At 57.2% G+C, this 18,427-nt stretch carries 18 protein-coding genes; 9 read left to right on the top strand and 9 right to left on the bottom strand.

Features of this window, described 5'->3' with window-relative positions:
* Positions 1-158: 158 nt before the first annotated feature.
* Complete coding sequence (gene gmhB, locus HMPREF3096_RS13370) at positions 159-725, bottom strand: D-glycero-beta-D-manno-heptose 1,7-bisphosphate 7-phosphatase (RefSeq protein ID WP_032731650.1); 567 nt, start codon at positions 723-725, stop codon at positions 159-161.
* A gap of 188 nt (positions 726-913) precedes the next feature.
* Between gmhB and metN the strand changes: the two genes are divergently transcribed.
* The 7 genes from metN to HMPREF3096_RS13405 all read left to right on the top strand — a co-directional run bounded on the left by metN (position 914) and on the right by HMPREF3096_RS13405 (position 7,404).
* Positions 914-1,945, top strand: a complete 1,032-nt coding sequence (gene metN, locus HMPREF3096_RS13375) for a methionine ABC transporter ATP-binding protein MetN (RefSeq protein WP_023297090.1) — start codon at positions 914-916, stop codon at positions 1,943-1,945.
* Entirely contained in the window at positions 1,938-2,591 is a 654-nt protein-coding gene (locus HMPREF3096_RS13380) for a methionine ABC transporter permease MetI (protein WP_004204478.1), read from the top strand. Before metN ends, HMPREF3096_RS13380 begins: the two co-directional genes overlap by 8 nt.
* Before the next feature lie 43 nt (positions 2,592-2,634).
* Positions 2,635-3,450, top strand: a complete 816-nt coding sequence (gene metQ, locus HMPREF3096_RS13385; RefSeq protein WP_008807336.1) for a methionine ABC transporter substrate-binding lipoprotein MetQ — start codon at positions 2,635-2,637, stop codon at positions 3,448-3,450.
* Positions 3,451-3,557: 107 nt separating this feature from the next.
* A complete protein-coding gene (gene rcsF, locus HMPREF3096_RS13390) occupies positions 3,558-3,965 on the top strand; it encodes an Rcs stress response system protein RcsF (protein ID WP_008807337.1) in 408 nt (135 codons plus the stop codon).
* Positions 3,962-4,669 carry a tRNA (N6-threonylcarbamoyladenosine(37)-N6)-methyltransferase TrmO gene (gene tsaA, locus HMPREF3096_RS13395; protein WP_022065554.1) on the top strand — a complete coding sequence of 236 codons (708 nt, stop codon included), beginning with the start codon at positions 3,962-3,964 and terminating at the stop codon, positions 4,667-4,669. Before rcsF ends, tsaA begins: the two co-directional genes overlap by 4 nt.
* Before the next feature lie 113 nt (positions 4,670-4,782).
* Positions 4,783-6,501, top strand: coding sequence for a proline--tRNA ligase (gene proS / locus HMPREF3096_RS13400; protein WP_012542803.1), 1,719 nt, complete (start codon positions 4,783-4,785; stop codon positions 6,499-6,501).
* Positions 6,502-6,561: 60 nt separating this feature from the next.
* Positions 6,562-7,404 carry a YaeF family permuted papain-like enzyme gene (locus tag HMPREF3096_RS13405; protein WP_023297089.1) on the top strand — a complete coding sequence of 281 codons (843 nt, stop codon included), beginning with the start codon at positions 6,562-6,564 and terminating at the stop codon, positions 7,402-7,404.
* Between the two features lie 130 nt (positions 7,405-7,534).
* Here HMPREF3096_RS13405 and nlpE read toward each other — a convergent pair whose 3' ends face one another.
* From nlpE to HMPREF3096_RS13420, 3 genes are read right to left on the bottom strand one after another with little or no spacing between them, the layout of a single operon-like run.
* Entirely contained in the window at positions 7,535-8,233 is a 699-nt protein-coding gene (gene nlpE / locus HMPREF3096_RS13410; protein ID WP_012542804.1) for an envelope stress response activation lipoprotein NlpE, read from the bottom strand.
* A 42-nt stretch (positions 8,234-8,275) separates the two neighbouring features.
* Positions 8,276-8,689 (bottom strand): alternative ribosome rescue aminoacyl-tRNA hydrolase ArfB, encoded by a 414-nt coding sequence (gene arfB, locus HMPREF3096_RS13415; RefSeq protein WP_008807342.1) that lies wholly within the window; start codon positions 8,687-8,689, stop codon positions 8,276-8,278.
* Positions 8,686-9,231, bottom strand: coding sequence for a YaeQ family protein (locus HMPREF3096_RS13420; RefSeq protein ID WP_008807343.1), 546 nt, complete (start codon positions 9,229-9,231; stop codon positions 8,686-8,688). Before HMPREF3096_RS13420 ends, arfB begins: the two co-directional genes overlap by 4 nt.
* A gap of 196 nt (positions 9,232-9,427) precedes the next feature.
* On the opposite strand from HMPREF3096_RS13420, the gene HMPREF3096_RS13425 reads away from it, so the two are divergent.
* Both HMPREF3096_RS13425 and rof read left to right on the top strand, forming a co-directional pair.
* On the top strand, positions 9,428-9,628 hold the full coding sequence (locus HMPREF3096_RS13425; protein WP_002889429.1) for a YaeP family protein: 201 nt from the start codon (positions 9,428-9,430) through the stop codon (positions 9,626-9,628).
* Positions 9,615-9,875, top strand: coding sequence for a Rho-binding antiterminator (gene rof / locus HMPREF3096_RS13430; RefSeq protein WP_002889424.1), 261 nt, complete (start codon positions 9,615-9,617; stop codon positions 9,873-9,875). Before HMPREF3096_RS13425 ends, rof begins: the two co-directional genes overlap by 14 nt.
* Positions 9,876-9,887: 12 nt before the next feature.
* On the opposite strand, the gene tilS is transcribed toward rof, so the two are convergent.
* From tilS to dnaE, 5 genes are all read right to left on the bottom strand, one after another.
* Complete coding sequence (tilS, locus tag HMPREF3096_RS13435; protein ID WP_008807344.1) at positions 9,888-11,201, bottom strand: tRNA lysidine(34) synthetase TilS; 1,314 nt, start codon at positions 11,199-11,201, stop codon at positions 9,888-9,890.
* A gap of 53 nt (positions 11,202-11,254) precedes the next feature.
* Positions 11,255-11,644, bottom strand: coding sequence for a VOC family protein (locus HMPREF3096_RS13440; RefSeq protein ID WP_002889387.1), 390 nt, complete (start codon positions 11,642-11,644; stop codon positions 11,255-11,257).
* Between the two features lie 46 nt (positions 11,645-11,690).
* Positions 11,691-13,844, bottom strand: coding sequence for a lysine decarboxylase LdcC (locus HMPREF3096_RS13445; RefSeq protein ID WP_004204462.1), 2,154 nt, complete (start codon positions 13,842-13,844; stop codon positions 11,691-11,693).
* 113 nt (positions 13,845-13,957) lie between these two features.
* Positions 13,958-14,917 carry an acetyl-CoA carboxylase carboxyl transferase subunit alpha gene (accA, locus tag HMPREF3096_RS13450; protein ID WP_008807345.1) on the bottom strand — a complete coding sequence of 320 codons (960 nt, stop codon included), beginning with the start codon at positions 14,915-14,917 and terminating at the stop codon, positions 13,958-13,960.
* Between the two features lie 12 nt (positions 14,918-14,929).
* Positions 14,930-18,412 (bottom strand): DNA polymerase III subunit alpha, encoded by a 3,483-nt coding sequence (dnaE, locus tag HMPREF3096_RS13455; protein ID WP_008807346.1) that lies wholly within the window; start codon positions 18,410-18,412, stop codon positions 14,930-14,932.
* Positions 18,413-18,427 lie beyond the last annotated feature (15 nt).

Here is an 18,427-nt window from a genome sequence, read left to right on the forward strand (position 1 = left end):
CCCGTTTTTCAGGATTTTTCTCTTCAACCGAAACGGCTGTTTGTGTGAAGTGATTCACATCCGCCGTGTCGATGGAGGCGCATTATAGGGAGCTCTCCGGGAATGACAAGCGGAAAAATACAATTTTATTTCAACCGCTCATCTTTTAAACGCAACGCTTATTTTTGCTGCTTTTTAATCGCCGCAGGCAGCTCTGTCAGGCTATTTAGCACCCAGTCAGCCGCTTTTTCCGCTTCTTCAGTCAGGGGCTTACCGGTACGTACCAGCACTTTAGTACCGACATCTGCCGCCGCAGCAGCCTGCATATCTTCCAGTTTGTCCCCTACCATATAGGAAGAAGCCATATCGATATGCAGATAATCGCGGGCGGAGATCAGCATCCCCGGATGCGGTTTACGACAATCACAAGTCTGACGGTACTCCTCCACCGCACCCTGCGGGTGATGCGGGCAATAGTAGATACCGTCCAGGTCGACGCCACGATCGGCCAGAGACCAGTCCATCCATTCGGTCAGCGTTTCAAACTGGGCTTCGGTAAATTTACCGCGTGCAATACCGGACTGGTTAGTGACCAGCACCAGCGCATAGCCCATCTCTTTTAGTTCGCGCATCGCGTCAATGACGCCATCGATAAATTCAAAATTGTCGATTTCGTGGACGTAGCCATGATCGACATTAATAGTGCCGTCACGGTCGAGAAAAATTGCGGGTACTGACTTTGCCACCGGTTTGCTCCTGAAAAAGGCTAGTGCCGTTAGTATCGCATGTTTCAGCATGCAAGAAAGTGCTCATTATAAAGAGTCAGATTGATTTAGACGTCTGGATGCCTTAACATCCATTTCATTGCCAGGCATCGCCTGGATACGGCAGAAGAAAATGCCACGGCAAACGGCTAAACGATAATAAATAACTGATGATTAAACTTTCCAATATCACCAAAGTGTTCCAGCAGGGGAATCGCAGCATTCAGGCGCTGAATAACGTCAGCCTGCATGTCCCTGCCGGACAAATTTATGGCGTCATCGGTGCCTCCGGCGCCGGTAAAAGTACGCTGATTCGCTGCGTCAACCTGCTGGAGCGCCCGACCGAGGGCAGCGTACAGGTTGACGGTCAGGAATTGACTGCACTGTCGGAAAAAGAGCTAACCCGTGCGCGCCGTCAGATTGGCATGATTTTCCAGCATTTTAACCTGCTGGCCTCCCGGACCGTTTTCGGCAACGTCGCGTTGCCCCTGGAACTGGATAACACCCCGCAGGCAGAAATCAAACGCCGTGTGACGGAGCTGCTGGATCTCGTCGGCCTGGGTGATAAGCACGACAGCTACCCGGCTAATCTCTCCGGTGGCCAGAAACAGCGCGTCGCTATTGCCCGCGCGCTGGCCAGCAACCCGAAGGTATTGCTGTGCGATGAAGCCACCAGCGCCCTCGACCCGGCCACCACCCGTTCCATTCTCGAACTGCTGAAAGACATTAACCGGCGTCTGGGACTGACCATTCTGCTGATCACCCACGAAATGGATGTGGTGAAACGCATCTGCGACTGCGTGGCGGTCATTAGCAACGGTCAACTGATAGAGCAGGATACGGTGAGCGAAGTCTTCTCCCATCCGAAGACGCCGCTGGCCCAGCAGTTTATTCAGTCCACGCTGCACCTCGATATTCCGGATGACTACCAGGCGCGCCTGAAATCTACTGCCACAGCGGATAGCGTGCCGATGCTGCGTATGGAATTTACCGGCCACTCCGTCGATGCGCCGCTGCTCTCTGAAACCGCGCGTCGCTTCAATGTGAATAACAACATTATCAGCGCGCAGATGGATTATGCCGGCGGGGTGAAGTTCGGCATCATGCTCACCGAAATGCACGGTACACAGGAAGACACTCAGGCGGCCATCGCCTGGCTGCAGGAACATCATGTAAAAGTAGAGGTATTGGGTTATGTCTGAGGCAATGATGTGGCTGCTGTTGCGCGGCGTATGGGAAACGCTGGCAATGACCTTTGTCTCCGGCTTCTTCGGTTTTGTCCTTGGTCTGCCGGTGGGCGTGCTGCTGTATGTGACCCGGCCGGGGCAAATCGTCGCCAATGCCAAACTGTACCGTACTCTGTCGGCGCTGGTGAACATTTTCCGTTCCATTCCGTTCATTATCCTGCTGGTCTGGATGATCCCGTTTACCCGCGTAATCGTCGGCACCTCGATCGGCCTGCAGGCGGCAATCGTTCCGCTGACGGTGGGCGCCGCGCCGTTTATCGCCCGCATGGTGGAGAACGCCCTGCTGGAGATCCCGACCGGGCTCATCGAAGCTTCCCGCGCGATGGGCGCCACACCGCTGCAGATCGTCCGCAAGGTTCTGCTGCCTGAAGCGCTGCCGGGGCTGGTCAACGCCGCCACCATCACGCTTATTACCCTGGTAGGCTACTCCGCCATGGGCGGCGCGGTGGGCGCCGGTGGTCTGGGGCAGATTGGTTATCAGTACGGTTATATCGGCTACAACGCAACGGTGATGAATACCGTACTGGTGTTACTGGTTATTCTGGTTTATTTAATTCAATTCTCTGGCGATCGTATCGTCCGGGCTGTGACTCATAAATAACGTTATTGGCAGACAACACTCATTCTTACAGGAAGGAAATAACATGGCCTTTAATTTCAAAACCTTTGCGGCAGTTGGCGCGTTAATCGGTTCTCTGGCGCTGGTGGGTTGCGGTCAGGATGAAAAAGATCCGAATCATATTAAAGTCGGCGTTATCGTCGGGGCGGAACAGCAGGTCGCTGAAGTTGCGCAGAAAGTGGCAAAAGAGAAGTATGGTCTCGATGTTGAGCTGGTGACCTTCAACGATTACGTGCTGCCAAACGAAGCGCTAAGCAAAGGCGATATCGACGTGAACGCCTTCCAGCATAAACCGTATCTCGACCAGCAGATTAAAGACCGTGGCTATAAGCTGGTCTCCGTTGGCAACACCTTCGTCTATCCGATCGCGGGTTACTCGAAGAAAATCAAATCGCTGGACGAACTGCAGCCGGGCTCGCAGATCGCCGTCCCGAACGATCCGACTAACCTCGGCCGTTCCCTGCTGCTGCTGCAGCAGGTGGGTCTGATCAAACTGAAAGACGGCGTGGGCCTGCTGCCGACCTCGCTGGATATCGTCGAAAACCCGAAAAACCTGAAAATTGTTGAACTGGAAGCGCCACAGCTGCCGCGTTCGCTGGACGACGCACAGATTGCGCTGGCCGTCATCAACACCACTTACGCCAGCCAGATTGGCCTGACCCCGGCGAAAGACGGTATCTTTGTTGAAGGCAAAGAGTCTCCTTACGTGAACCTGATTGTGGCGCGTGAAGACAATAAAGATGCTGAGAATGTGAAGAAATTCGTTCAGGCTTACCAGAGCGATGAAGTTTACGAAGCGGCGAACAAGATCTTTAACGGCGGCGCAGTGAAAGGCTGGTAATCTTTTCTCACCGTAATATCATTCAGGACGGGCTTCACGCCCGTCTTGTCATTTATGCAAGCACCTGATTCAATAACGCCCTGTTTTTTATTCATTGAGGAAATACTATGCGTGCTTTACCGGTCTGTTTGTTAGCACTCATGTTAAGCGGTTGTTCCATGCTAAGCAGATCCCCCGTTGAACCTGTTCAAAGCACTGCAACCCCCCCGGTTAAATCTGAGCCGAGCAAACCACGCGCAACCCGTCCGGCGCCGGTACGTATTTATACCGATGCGTCAGAGCTGGTGGGAAAACCGTTCCGCGATCTGGGTGAAGTGACTGGTGAGTCATGCCAGGCCTCAAATCAGGATTCTCCGCCGAACATCCCAACCGCCCGCAAGCGTCTGCAGGTGAATGCGGCACGCATGAAAGCCAATGCCGTCCTGCTTCACCGCTGCGAAGTGACCAGCGGCACGCCAGGCTGCTACCGTCAGGCGGTTTGTCTGGGCTCGGCGCTTAACGTTTCGGCACAATGAGTGCATTCCAGTTCGCGCAGATAGGCGTTATCCGCTCGCCGTATAAAGAGAAATTTGCCGTTCCTCGCCAGCCTGGTCTGGTGAAACACGGCGGCGGAGAACTGCATCTGGTTGCGCCCTACAACCAGGCCGACGCCGTGCGAGGCCTGGAAAACTTCAGCCATCTGTGGATCCTGTTTGTGTTTCATCAGACCATGGAAGGCGGTTGGCGTCCGACGGTGCGCCCTCCCCGACTGGGAGGCAATGCGCGGATGGGCGTCTTCGCCACCCGTTCGACGTTTCGCCCCAACCCCATCGGCATGTCGCTGGTTGAGCTGAAAGGCATTCGCTGTCAGAAGGATCAGGTGATCCTGGAACTCGGTAGCCTCGATCTCGTCGACGGGACGCCGGTGGTTGATATCAAACCGTATCTTCCTTTCGCCGAAGCCCTGCCGGATGCCAGCGCCAGCTATGCGCAACAGGCGCCGCTGGCGGGTATGAACGTCAGTTTTACACCGGAAACAGAAGCGCAGTTACTGACCCTGGAAAAACGCTACCCGCATATCAAAGCGTTTATCCGCGAAGTATTGGCGCAGGATCCGCGCCCGGCCTACCGTAAAGAGGAAGAAGCAGGAAAAAATTATGCCGTCTGGTTGCTGGATTTCAACGTCCGCTGGCGGGTGGTTGCCTCTGGTTTTGAAGTCTTTGCCCTCGAAGCGCGCTAATTTTATTTTTCCTCTCTTTTGGCATCTTTGCCACACTGGTAAACTAAACCACTTTTTTTGTTTCAGGCTGGGCAACCAGCCTGTTCCGCTCGTTTAACTGGAACCGTTACAACATGCGTACTAGCCAATATCTGCTCTCCACTCTGAAGGAGACACCTGCCGACGCCGAGGTAATCAGCCACCAGCTGATGCTGCGCGCCGGGATGATCCGCAAGCTGGCCTCCGGGTTATACACCTGGCTGCCGACCGGCGTGCGCGTCCTGAAAAAAGTCGAAAACATCGTGCGTGAAGAAATGAATAATGCCGGTGCGATCGAGGTGTTAATGCCGGTCGTTCAGCCCTCTGAACTGTGGCAGGAGAGCGGTCGCTGGGAGCAGTATGGCCCGGAACTGCTGCGCATTGCCGATCGTGGCGATCGCCCGTTCGTCCTCGGTCCAACCCACGAAGAGGTCATTACCGATCTGATCCGCAACGAGCTGAACTCCTATAAGCAGTTGCCGCTGAACTTCTATCAGATCCAGACCAAATTCCGCGACGAAGTGCGCCCGCGTTTCGGCGTGATGCGCTCCCGTGAATTCCTGATGAAAGATGCTTACTCTTTCCATACCTCTCAGGAATCGCTGCAGGAAACCTACGACGCGATGTATACCGCTTACAGCAAAATCTTCAGTCGTATGGGGCTGGATTTCCGTGCGGTACAGGCTGACACCGGTTCTATCGGCGGCAGCGCCTCTCATGAATTCCAGGTGCTGGCGCAGAGCGGCGAAGACGATGTGATCTTCTCCGACAGCTCCGACTACGCGGCAAACATCGAGTTTGCGGAAGCCGTTGCGCCAAAAGAGCCGCGCGCAGCCGCCACCCAAGAGATGACCCTGGTTGATACGCCGAACGCCAAAACCATCGCCGAGCTGGTTGAGCAGTTCGATCTGCCGATCGAAAAAACCGTGAAGACCCTGCTGGTGAAAGCGGTTGAAGGTAGCGCCTCCCCGCTGATTGCCCTGCTGGTGCGCGGCGATCACGAGCTGAACGAAGTGAAAGCGGAAAAACTGCCGCAGGTCGCCAGCCCGCTGACCTTCGCCACCGAAGAAGAGATCCGCGCTCTGGTGAAAGCGGGTCCGGGCTCCCTGGGTCCGGTGAACCTGCCGATCCCGGTGGTTATCGACCGTACCGTCGCGGTGATGAGCGATTTCGCCGCTGGCGCTAACATCGATGGCAAACACTACTTCGGCATCAACTGGGATCGTGACGTTGCCACGCCCGAAGTCGCCGATATTCGTAACGTCGTTGCCGGCGATCCGAGCCCGGACGGCAAAGGTACTCTGCTTATCAAGCGCGGTATCGAAGTGGGTCATATCTTCCAGCTGGGTACAAAGTACTCTCAGGCGATGAATGCCGCAGTTCAGGGCGAAGATGGCCGTAACCAGATCCTAACCATGGGCTGCTACGGTATCGGGGTGACCCGCGTGGTGGCCGCCGCCATTGAGCAAAACTTTGACGATCGCGGGATTATCTGGCCAGACGCCATCGCGCCGTTCCAGGTGGCAATTCTGCCGATGAATATGCACAAGTCCTATCGCGTGCAGGAGCTGGCGGAGAAGCTGTACGCCGAGCTGCGTGCGCACGGCATCGATGTGCTGATGGACGACCGTAAAGAGCGTCCGGGCGTGATGTTCGCCGATATGGAGCTGATCGGTATTCCGCACACCATCGTGCTGGGCGATCGGAACCTCGATAACGATGATATCGAATACAAGTATCGTCGCAATGGTGAGAAGCAGCTGATTAAAACCGGTGATATCGTGGAATATCTGGTTAAAGCGATAAAAGGCTAAGCAACCACCTCAGGGCCCTGAACGGATGTCAGGGCCTTTTTTTTTACAAGGAAAGTACCCATGACTGCACCTATCCTCAGCAGCGGATTGCTTACTTCCGCCCTGCTGCTGCTTACCGCCTGCACCATAGACGTCGGCCGCAGCGCCGCTTCCGCATCCGCTACCGAGGGCCGCTCCCCGCCATGGGCTGTCACTCTCCAGCGTCAAAGCTCGATTGCCGGCAGCGGGCTCCACGAAATTGACGAAAGCGATCTCCGTTCCGGCGACCTGCTCTTCTCGTCCAGCCTGGGTATCACTTCGCTTGGGATCCGCGCCTTCAGCGCCTCTTCCGTTAGCCACGTCGCACTGTATCTTGGCGAGGGTCAGATCGCGGAAGCCACCGGCGCTGGCGTACAGGTGATTTCTGTTCAGCAGGCGCTGGCGCATAGCGATAAACTCTTTGCCCTCAGGGTGCCCGACCTGACGCCGGACCAGGCAACGGCGATGAAAAATTTTGCCTGGCAGGTCAAAGACAGCGGGTATAACTATCGCGGCATTATTCAGTTTATCCCTTATATGGTCACCAAACCGCTCTGCTCGCTCAACCCTTTCTCGCGTAACTTTCGTCAGCAGTGCGTGAGCGGCCTGGCCAAAGCGCAACTGGGCGATGCGGCAAGCGCCGACAAGAAAGCATGGTTTTGCTCGGAGTTTGTCAGCGAGGCCTTCGTCAGAGCCGGGCATCCGCTGACCCTGGCGCAGGCGGCGTGGATAAGTCCTTCCGATCTGCTGCACATGCGGGAAGGAGACGTCGCCACGTTTAAACCCGAAACGCAGCTACAGTATGTCGGGCATCTGAAACTGGGCGTTTATCTTCAGGCCGGGAAGCTGGTGGGGCTGAATAAACCGAAGGACGATGCGGAGTAAAGAAAAGATTTGCGCTTTTCCGCCAGCCAGACCCACGCTCACTCTGTATATGACAGGGCGAAGAGCAGGAGCAAGTAGGGGTACTGTGTGGGATCATCCCCTGCCCATTTCCCGGGCAGGGGCCTGACAATCAATGGCTACAGTCTTTACCGGGAATAAATTTGCCGGCCTGGTCCGTCATCAGCGTCTTCATCATTTCGCCGGTGTCCGGGTTCGCCTCGAGGGTAAAGTGCCCCTCCACCACCAGCAGCACCGGTCGTGAATCATTGCCGCGGGCAGCGGCATAATCCCGCTCAAGCTGGGCATTGTTCGCCACCGCGACGCGTTTACCGGTCGCGCAATCGGTAAAGGTTGCCGCATCGGCCATATAGAAATACATGCCGCGCATCGCCATCGGGGTGGTCGGCAGGCTGGCCTTCACCGGCTCCAGGGTATAATTGAGGGGAGACTGAACGGGGCTCCCGTTGCGGTCAAGCATCTCCAGCTTGTCGCCCTTCGCGCGAAAATATGATTTCTCGCCTTTGCTGTCGGTCAGCACCAGTTTATCCGCTGTGCGAGCCCAGGTGCCATAAGAGGCAAAAGATGACGGTTCACGACGAGCGCCCTGGTAGTGCTCGTTCATCACCCAGGTACCGTCTTTTTCCAGGAACAGCGAGGTGTCGATACCTTCACAATCCGCGCATGGCAGCACCCCACGCCAGCTTTGCTGCATCGGTTTGAGCTCTTCCATCGCCGCTGGCTGTACGGTGTCAGTCTCGGCGCGATGGTTACAACCAAACAGCGCGAACAGCGAGCAGGCCGCTATCACGGAGAATACGATTTTCTTCACTTTGCTTTCCTTATCATCCATTTCACCCGTTCGCCGACGTCTTCACTGGCGAACTTTCCCACGCAGCGCCTTGACTGAGGACTTCTGTGCCTTGGAAGCAAGGCGTCGCTCTTTGGATGCCCGAGTCGGTCGCGTCTCCCGGCGACTTTTTTGCACTGCGGTTAATTCTTTTATGAGGGCCACCAGCCGGGCAATCGCCGCTTCACGGTTCATCTCCTGGCTGCGGTATTCCTGAGCCTTAATGATAACCACACCGTCAGCAGAAATTAAGTGGTGCCTGGCGGCGAGCAGGCGCTCTTTGTAAAACTCCGGCAGGCTTGAAGCTTTAATATCAAAGCGCAGATGGATTGCCGTCGACGCTTTGTTCACATGCTGGCCCCCGGCCCCCTGGGCACGAATACCTTCCAGCGTAACCTCGTTATCGGCAAGGGTCACGCTGCGGCTAATGGTAATCATGCCGGTGCTTGCCAGGCCGTCAAATGAATTTCCAGATTATTCCGAGCATCGGATAACCAGATACTACCGTCCTGCAGAGTGGCCTGCAGTGTCATGGTACGGTCGGCAAAGGCGCTAAGCTGCGCCAGTTGCGCGTCATCAAGATACCAGATGGTCAACTTCGGGTACGCCGCAAGCTTGTTCTGATTCTGCTGCCACCAGATTTCAGCGGCCCGGCTATTATAGGCAAACAGCGCCACCGCCTGCGCCCGTGAGCAGGCTTTCTTAATCCGCCGCTCATCCGGCAGACCCAGTTCGATCCACAGATCGACCCCGAGATGATCGTTAAGCAGCCACAGCTCCGGCTCGTCGTCCGATGACAGGCCGCGGGTAAACTGCAGCCGTTCATCGGCATATTTGATCCACGCCAGCAGGCGCAGCATCATGCGCTCCTGGGTTTCCGAGGGGTGCTGCGCCAGCGTCAGGTTAGCATCCAGAAACTGGTTGCGATCCAGATCGGCTACATTTACCGCAGCTTTATATATTGTCGCTTTCAGCGCCATGAATAAACTCCTGAAAAGAATGGCGGACATTGTAGCGAAACTGGCGGCAAAAGGCTGTCGTCAATCGCAGCAACCTGTTTCATCCTGCTGAAATTGCTTAAATGACTATGATATAGTTCCCTTGCTAAACAGAGTTTATCTTCGTAGGCTTAAACTTGCATCCCACGGTTGAGTCAGAACGCTGACAGGAGGGCATGTGGACCACTATTGTGAGTTAATACGCAAGCGGTATGCGGAAATAGCCAGCGGAGACTTAGGGTATATCCCGGATGCGCTGGGTTGCGTGTTGAAAGTATTGAATGAGATTGCGGCGGATGAGGCCCTTTCGGAGTCAGTCAGGGAAAAGGCCGCTTATGCGGCAGCAAACTTACTGGTGAGCGATTATGTCAATGAATGATACTTATCAACCCATTAACTGCGATGATTACGACAACCTGGAACTGGCTTGCCAGCATCACCTGGTGCTGACGCTGGCGCTGAAGGATGGCGAACAGCTGCAGGCAAAGGCCAGCGATCTAATCTCGCGTAAAAATATCGAGTATCTGGTGGTCGAACTCGCCGGCAACGTCCGCGAGCTGCGCCTGGATAAAATCGCCAGCTTCAGTCACCCGGAAATCGGCACCGTGGTGGTGAGCGAATCCTGAATCAAAACGGGCTTAACCGCCCGTTTTCCTCCATGACAGCCTGACCCCTTCCCCGTCCTTCACTTCACCTTCGGTGGTCACAAACAGATCGTCCGCTGCAGCGATCGGCGTTTCGCCGTAAAACAGCAGCGGCGTAGTGTCTCGTCGCCAGGGAGGAACGCCCAGCTCCTGCCAGATCTTCTTCAGCTTACGTCCGCCGTGGCGTCCGACGATATGCAGGTGGCCGCTGGCGCGAAAGCGGACAGTGACCGGCTCATCCGCAGACGGCGGGCGCAGCCTGCCGCCGGGCTGCAGCATCAGCTCGCCGAGACCGTCTGCCAGCCGCAGCGGCTGGCGCCAGTCGGGCCAGTGCTGGACACTTTCCGTCTGGCCCGGAAGATACTTCACCCAGTACAAACGCTGTTGAAAACGGCGGACGGTAAAATCCCCGAGCCGCAGACAAGGGCTGGCATCTTCCCGCGCCAGCGCCACCTCATGCCAGAGGCGCTCTGGCACCTCCCGGGCTGGCATCGGCGCCTGCTGCCCGGCGAGCCAGCGACGCAGCAGCGCCGCGCGACGGGGTGGGCTCATCGACGTCAGCGGCGTGATAGCCAGCGAGCCATCTTCGGCCACCAGCGACGCCAGCTCCGCCGCCAGCATTTCGTCCAGCAGTTGTTCCTGCTCGGCGCACAGGCTGGCGCTGCGGGCAACGGCCTCGCTAAAATGCGGCCAGCGCTCGCGCAGGACCGGGATCACCCGCAGGCGCAGAAAGTTGCGGTCATAGGTATCGTCCTGATTACTCTCATCTTCAATCCACGACAGCTGATGGGCGAGCGCCCACTGGCGTAGCGATTCGCGGGTTTCATTGAGGAGAGGACGCAGTAGTCGACTGTCGGCAAAGGCAGAGGATGGCGCCATCGCCGACAGACCAGTAGGACCGCTGCCGCGTTTTAACGCCAGCAGCAGCGTTTCGCACTGGTCATCCTGGTGCTGGGCGGTCACTAACACCTCGCCGGCATTGAGCGTATCCTGAAAGGCCTGATAGCGCGCCGCGCGGGCATGGGCCTCCACGCCGAGACCACCCCTGGCTAACGTCACATGATGCACCACCAGCGGCACCTGCCACTGCTGGCAAATCTGCCGACAATGCGCCACCCAGTCGTCTGCATGGGCGCTCAGGCCGTGGTGAACATGCACCGCCCGCAGCGTCAGCGAGGGATCCTGTTCCCGCAGCAGCACCAGCTGGTGCAGGAGAACCGTCGAATCCAGACCGCCGCTGAAGGCCACCAGCAGCTGGCGGTGGGGATGAAGCGTATGCGCAATATCAGCCGTCATATCCACGAACATACCGAGAAGTGATGGCCCGGCACGTTACCGGGCCAGAGTCGCGCTGGCAAGGTTTACTGCTGATATATTTCCAGCGGCAGGTCGTCCGGATCGCTAAAGAAGGTAAAGCGTTTGCCGGTAAAGGGATCGACGCGAATCGCTTCGCACTCGACGCCATGCGCCGTCAGATGCGCTACCGCGGCGTCGATATCATCCACGCTAAACGCCAGATGACGCAGCCCGCAGGCTTCGGGGCGACTGGGTCGGGCCGGGGGAAACGGGAACGAGAACAGCTCAATCACGTACTCGCCATTGAGCGCCAGATCGCCCTTCCAGGAGTCGCGCTCGGCGCGATAGAACTCACTTTGCAGCGTAAACCCCAGAATATCGCAATAGAACGCTTTACTGCGGGCGTAGTCAGTCGCAATGATGGCAATATGGTGAACCCGTTTCAAACCCAGCATGGTCAAACTCCTTCTGTTAAGCCAGCCACGTTACTCGTGCGCGCCGTTAACGCGCAAGCCTTTCGTCATTTTTTAAGACTCGTACCCGATACACGCCGTCCTCATCGCGCTTCGCCCCGTGAATATCAGTCTCAAAGCCCGGATAATGACGGCCGATGGAGCAGAGCATCAGCAGGAAATCGAGCACTGCCCGGCTCTCCTCCGTGATCATCTCTCCCGGCATCAGCAGCGGTACGCCCGGCGGATAAGGGAGGATCATGTTGGCCGAAATCCGGCCGACCAGGTTCTCCAGTTCAATGGTTTCCACCTCACCCTTAATCTGGCGCTGCCAGGCGTGATGCGGCGTCATTTTCATTTCCGGCAGGACGTCAAAGGCGCTGAGCATCAGCTGCGGCAACTGGTGCTGACGGATCAAGCGGTGGATCCCCTGCGCCAGATCCTGGATCCGCATGTTGCGGTAGAAGTCGGGATCTTCCGCGTACAGATCCGGCAACATATTTTTCACCCGCAGATTGAGATCGTAGGCGCGTTTGAACTCGGTCAGGCCGCGCAGCAGCCCCATCGCCCGGGTTTTATCAATACCGATGCTGAACAGGAACAGCAGGTTATAGGGGCCCGTTTTTTCCACCACCACGCCCCGCTCGTCGAGGAACTTCGCCACCAGCGCCGCCGGGATCCCCTCTTCATCCATATTCCCCTGCTCGTCCATGCCCGGCGTCAGAATGGTGACCTTCACCGGATCGAGATACATATGATCCGCATCGGCATCTTTGAAACCGTGCCAGTCTTCGCCAGGCGCCACCGGCCAGCACTCGGCTTTATCCACCGCTTCCGGCTGCCAGATATCAAAGAACCAGCCGTCCGACTCCTCGCGCAGTCGCTGCACCTCTTTGCGGAAATCCAGCGCCCGCTCAATGGAGCGCTGGATCAGGCGCTTACCGGAGTTACCGCGCAGCATCGCCGCCGCGGTCTCAATCGACGCGACGATGGGATAGCTCGGCGACGTCGAGGTATGCATCATAAAGGCTTCATTAAAGGTCTCTTCATCATAGTTGCCCTTAATGTGGATCAGCGAGGCCTGCGACAGCGCGGCCAGCATCTTATGCGTGGACTGCGTCTCGAAGATGACTTTTCCGGGGATCCGCTCACCGCTCATGCCGCTTTTCCCCTGATATATCGGATGGAAATGGGTATAGGGCACCCAGGCGGAATCGAAATGGATCGACGGGACGTCGAGCGTCTCCTTAAGCCAGGTGGTGTTATAGAGCAGACCATCGTAGGTGGAGTTGGTGATCACCGCATGCACGGGCCACTGCGCCCCGCCCGTGTCGCGCACTTTCTGCTGAATGCTGTCGCGGGTAAATTCGCGTCGGGGGATACCGCCGAGGATCCCCAACGCGTTGCGGGTCGGCTTCAGCCACAAGGGAACCACATCGCTCATCATCAGCAGGTGGGCCAGTGATTTGTGACAGTTACGGTCAATCAGCAGCGTGCTGCCGGCGGGCGCCGAGTACATACCGACAATTTTGTTGGACGTCGAGGTGCCATTGGTCACCATGTAGCTCTGTTCAGCGCCAAAGGCGCGGGCAATATACTCCTCCGCCTCCAGATGCGGGCCGGTATGATCCAGCAGGGAGCCCAGCTCGGTGACCGAAATCGAGACATCCGCCTTCAGCGTATTTCCGCCAAAGAAATCATAGAACAGGCAGCCCACCGGGCTTTTCTGATAGGCGCTACCGCCCATATGGCCCGGTGTACAAAAGGTATACTTCCCCTCCTGCACATAGTTAAACAGCGCGCGGGTAAACGGCGGGGTGATATTGTCCAGGTACTCGCGGGTATACTGCCCAATGCGGGTGGCGATCTCTTCGGAGAGTCCCAGCGCATATTCGAAGAACCACAGCGTCATACGCAGATCCTGACTGCTGACGTCCATCGTCGAGTGGGCATTAATAAAGGCGTACAGGGGCAGATATTCATTGAGCTGATTGATATCGCTGCACAGATCGACGCTGTATTCATCCCAGTCGAAGATCACCCCGCAGATGCGCGGGTTGTGCTCAATAAACTGCAGCAGGTCGGCGCTGTTTTGCGGCCAGATGGTCTGGAAGCCCTGGCGCTGCAGCGCCGCTTCCAGTTCTTTGATCGGCTCGTCTTTGTGGTAGACGCCGTGAGGCCCCATGATGGCGATGATATTCACGCTTTCCTCCTGGTATTCACCTAAGTCAAGCATCATAGCAATCCCCTGGGCGCATCGCACACAAAAAAAGGGCCGGAAAATCCGGCCTTTAGTGTTTTTCGCCAGCGGAAAACTTAGGCGTAACCGTAGCTCATCAGACGCTGATAGCGGCGGTTCAGCAGCTCTTCTTCGCTGAGCAGATCGAGATCGGCCAGGTCTGCCAGCAGCTGCGCTTTCAGGCTCGCTGCCATTGCTTCCGGGTTGCGGTGCGCGCCGCCCAACGGTTCCTGAACGATAGAATCAATCAGCTTCAGCTCTTTCAGACGCGGTGCGACGATACCCATCGCTTCCGCGGCCAGCGGTGCTTTATCCGCGCTTTTCCACAGAATGGACGCGCAGCCTTCCGGCGAAATCACCGAATAGGTGCTGTACTGCAGCATATTGACCTTGTCGCCCACGCCAATCGCCAGCGCGCCGCCGGAGCCGCCTTCGCCGATCACGGTGCAGATAACCGGCACGCTCAGACGCGACATCTCACGCAGGTTGCGGGCAATCGCTTCCGACTGGCCACGCTCTTCCGCGCCGACGCCCGGGTAGGCGCCAGGGGTGTCGATGAAGGTGATGATCGGCATTTTAAACCGCTCGGCCATTTCCATCAGGCGCAGCGCTTTGCGGTAGCCTTCCGGGGCCGGCATACCAAAGTTGCGACGGATCTTCTCTTTGGTTTCGCGACCTTTCTGGTGGCCGATGATCATCACCGGACGACCATCAAGACGCGCGATACCGCCGACAATCGCTTTATCGTCAGCGTAGGCGCGGTCACCGGCCAGTTCGTCAAATTCGTCGAACGCCAGGCGGACATAATCCAGGGTATAAGGACGGCGCGGGTGGCGCGCCAGTTGCGCAACCTGCCATGCACCGAGATCGGCGAAGATTTTGCGTGTCAGCTCTACGCTTTTCTCGCGCAGACGATGCACTTCTTCGTCGATGTTAATATCCAGTTTCTCATCCTGACGGCTTACCGCAGTCAGGGAATCGATTTTCGCTTCCAGCTCTGCAATCGGCTGTTCAAAATCTAGGAAATTCAGACTCATAGTATTCCTGTATTAGTCAAACTCCAGTTCCACCTGCTCCGAGCCGATAAGGCCACGCAGATCGTTAAGTAAACGATCGCTCGGAGAGACGCGCCATGTTGCGCCGAAACGCAACCGCGCGCGTGCATCCGCCCTCTGATAGTAGAGGTGCACTGGAATGGTTCCCGAACGGTGGGGTTCCAGAGACTGACGGAGTCGGTTTAAAAGCTGGTCATCAATTTGCCTGTCCGTCAGCGAGATAGCAAGCCCGCGAGCATATTTTTCCCGGGCTTCGTCAATGTCCATGACTTCGCGGGCGGTCATTTTAAGCCCCCCGCTAAAGTCATCAAAGCTGACCTGTCCGCTGACGATAAGTATGCGGTCTTTTTCCAGCAACTGCTGATATTTATCCAGCGCGTCGGTGAACAACATCACCTCCAGACGCCCGGAACGGTCATCCAGGGTACAGATGCCGATACGATTGCCGCGCTTGGTGACCATTACCCGCGCCGCAATCACCAGCCCCGCCGCCGTGGTCACTTTACCACGATCGGTCGGATGCATGTCTTTGAGCCGCACGCCGCCGACGTAGCGCTCAATCTCTTTCAGGTACTGGTTAATCGGGTGCCCGGTCAGGTATAGCCCCAGGGTTTCCCTTTCACCATCCAGCACCACCTGCTCAGGCCATGGCTGGCAGCTGGCGTAGGACTGTTCTATTTGTTCAGGCTCTTCCGCCAGTACGCCGAACATATCGGCCTGGCCAATAGCCTCCGCTTTCGCGTGCTGGTCGGCGGCTTTCAACGCATCGCCCAGCGAGTTCATCAGCGCCGCGCGATGCGGACCGAGACGATCGAACGCCCCGGACATAATCAGTTTTTCCAGCACCCGGCGGTTGAGCTTTTTAATATCGGTCCGCGCGCAGAGGTCGAACAGCTCGCGGAAATAACCGCCATTGTTGCGCGCCTCAATGATCGCTTCGATCGGCCCTTCGCCAACGCCTTTGATGGCGCCGATGCCGTAGACAATCTCGCCGTCGTCGTTAACGTGGAAATGGTACAGGCCGGAGTTAATATCCGGGGGCAAAATTTTCAGCCCCATGCGCCAGCACTCGTCCACCAGGCCAACGACCTTCTCGGTGTTGTCCATATCGGCGGTCATTACCGCCGCCATAAACTCAGCCGGATAGTGCGCCTTAAGCCACAGCGTCTGGTAGGAGACCAGCGCGTAGGCGGCGGAGTGCGACTTGTTAAATCCGTAACCGGCGAATTTCTCCACCAGGTCGAAGATTTTCATCGCCAGTTCGCCGTCAACGCCGTTTTTCTTCGCCCCATCTTCAAAGATAGAACGCTGCTTGGCCATCTCCTCCGGTTTTTTCTTACCCATCGCACGGCGCAGCATATCCGCGCCGCCGAGGGTATAACCGGAGAGCACCTGGGCAATCTGCATGACCTGTTCCTGATACAGGATAATGCCGTAGGTCGGCTCCAGCACCGGTTTCAGGCTCTCATGCTGCCACTGCACGTCCGGGTAGGAAATCTCTTCGCGGCCGTGCTTACGGTCGATAAAGTTATCTACCATCCCCGACTGCAGCGGACCCGGGCGGAACAGGGCCACCAGCGCGATCATATCTTCGAAGCAGTCAGGCTGCAGACGCTTAATCAGATCTTTCATGCCGCGCGATTCAAGCTGGAAGACCGCGGTGGTTTCCGAGCGCTGCAGCATGTCGAAGCTTTTCTTGTCATCCAACGGGATAGCGGCGATATCCAACGGCCCTTCGCCGTTTTTCGCCCGCCGCTTGTTGATCATCTCCAGCGCCCAGTTAATGATAGTGAGCGTACGCAGACCGAGGAAGTCGAATTTTACCAGCCCGGCGTATTCCACGTCGTTTTTGTCAAACTGGGTAACCGGATGCAGCCCCTGCTCATCGCAATACAGCGGCGCAAAGTCGGTAATTTTAGTGGGAGCGATAACCACCCCACCGGCGTGTTTACCGGCGTTTCGCGTCACCCCTTCCAGCTTACGCGCCATGTCGATCAGCGCTTTAACTTCTTCGTCCGCCTCATAGATTTCCGGCAGCTGCGGTTCGGCTTCAAACGCTTTCGCCAGCGTCATACCCGGATCGGGCGGCACCAGCTTGGAGATACGGTCGACAAAGCCGTACGGGTGACCCAGCACGCGGCCCACATCGCGGATGACCGCTTTCGCCGCCATGGTACCGAAGGTGATGATCTGCGATACCGCATCGCGGCCATACATGTCCGCCACGTGCTCAATAACCTGGTCGCGTTTCTCCATGCAGAAATCGACGTCGAAGTCGGGCATCGAGACACGTTCCGGGTTAAGGAAACGTTCGAACAGCAGGTCGAATTCCAGCGGATCAAGATCGGTGATCTTCAGCGCGTAGGCCACCAGCGAGCCGGCGCCGGAACCGCGGCCCGGGCCAACCGGCACGCCGTTATCCTTCGACCACTGGATAAACTCCATGACGATCAGGAAGTAGCCCGGGAACCCCATCTGGTTGATAACCTGCAGTTCAATATCCAGACGCTGGTCATACTCCGGGCGCTTTTCAGCACGGACGGCAGGATCCGGGAAGAGAAATTCCAGCCGCTCTTCCAGACCCTCTTTCGATTTCATGACCAGGAAATCCTCCGTGGTCATATCGCCGGTCGGGAACTGCGGCAGGAAATATTCGCCAAGCCGCACGGTGACGTTGCAGCGTTTGGCGATCTCGACGCTGTTCTCCAGCGCTTCCGGGATATCGGCGAACAGCTCGCACATCTCCTCCTCACTGCGCATATATTGCTGCGGCGAGTAGTTGCGCGGCCGTTTCGGGTCGTCGAGCGTAAAGCCATCGTGGATCGCGACGCGGATTTCATGGGCGTCGAAATCGCTGGTGTCGAGGAAGCGGACATCGTTGGTCGCCACCACCGGCAGGCCGCGTGCTTCCGCCAGCGCCACGGCGGCGTGGAGATAGGCCTCTTCATCCTGACGACCGGTGCGGATCAGCTCAAGAAAATAACGGTCCGGGAAATGCTCTTCATAGAACGCGACGCACTGTTCCACTAACGGCATATTGCCGCGGATCAGGCTAACGCCGACGTCGCCTTTACGGCCGCCGGAAAGCAGAATCAGCCCTTCCTGGTGTTCCACCAGCCAGTCGCGGTCAATCCACGGCCCCAGCGCGCCGTAGCCGCGCTGATAGGCGCGGGAAATGAGCAGCGTCAGGTTCTGGTAACCGGTGTTGTTCGCCGCCAGCACGGTCAGCTCGGTAAACTCATCGCCGAGCAGGTCGCACTGCACGTGAAAATCGGCGCCGACAATCGGCTTAATACCCGCGCCGTGTCCCGTCCCGTAGAACTTCACCAGCCCGCACAGGTTGGTGAAATCGGTGATCGCCAGCGCCGGCATGCCAAGCGAGGCCGCCTTCTTGACCAGTGGCCCGGTCTTTGCCAGCCCATCGATCATGGAATAGTCGCTGTGCACCCGCAGGTGTACGAAACGTGGTTCAGCCATCTTTAGATCCCGGTG

The organism is Klebsiella sp. HMSC25G12, assembly GCF_001807705.1.
GTDB lineage: Bacteria > Pseudomonadota > Gammaproteobacteria > Enterobacterales > Enterobacteriaceae > Klebsiella > Klebsiella variicola.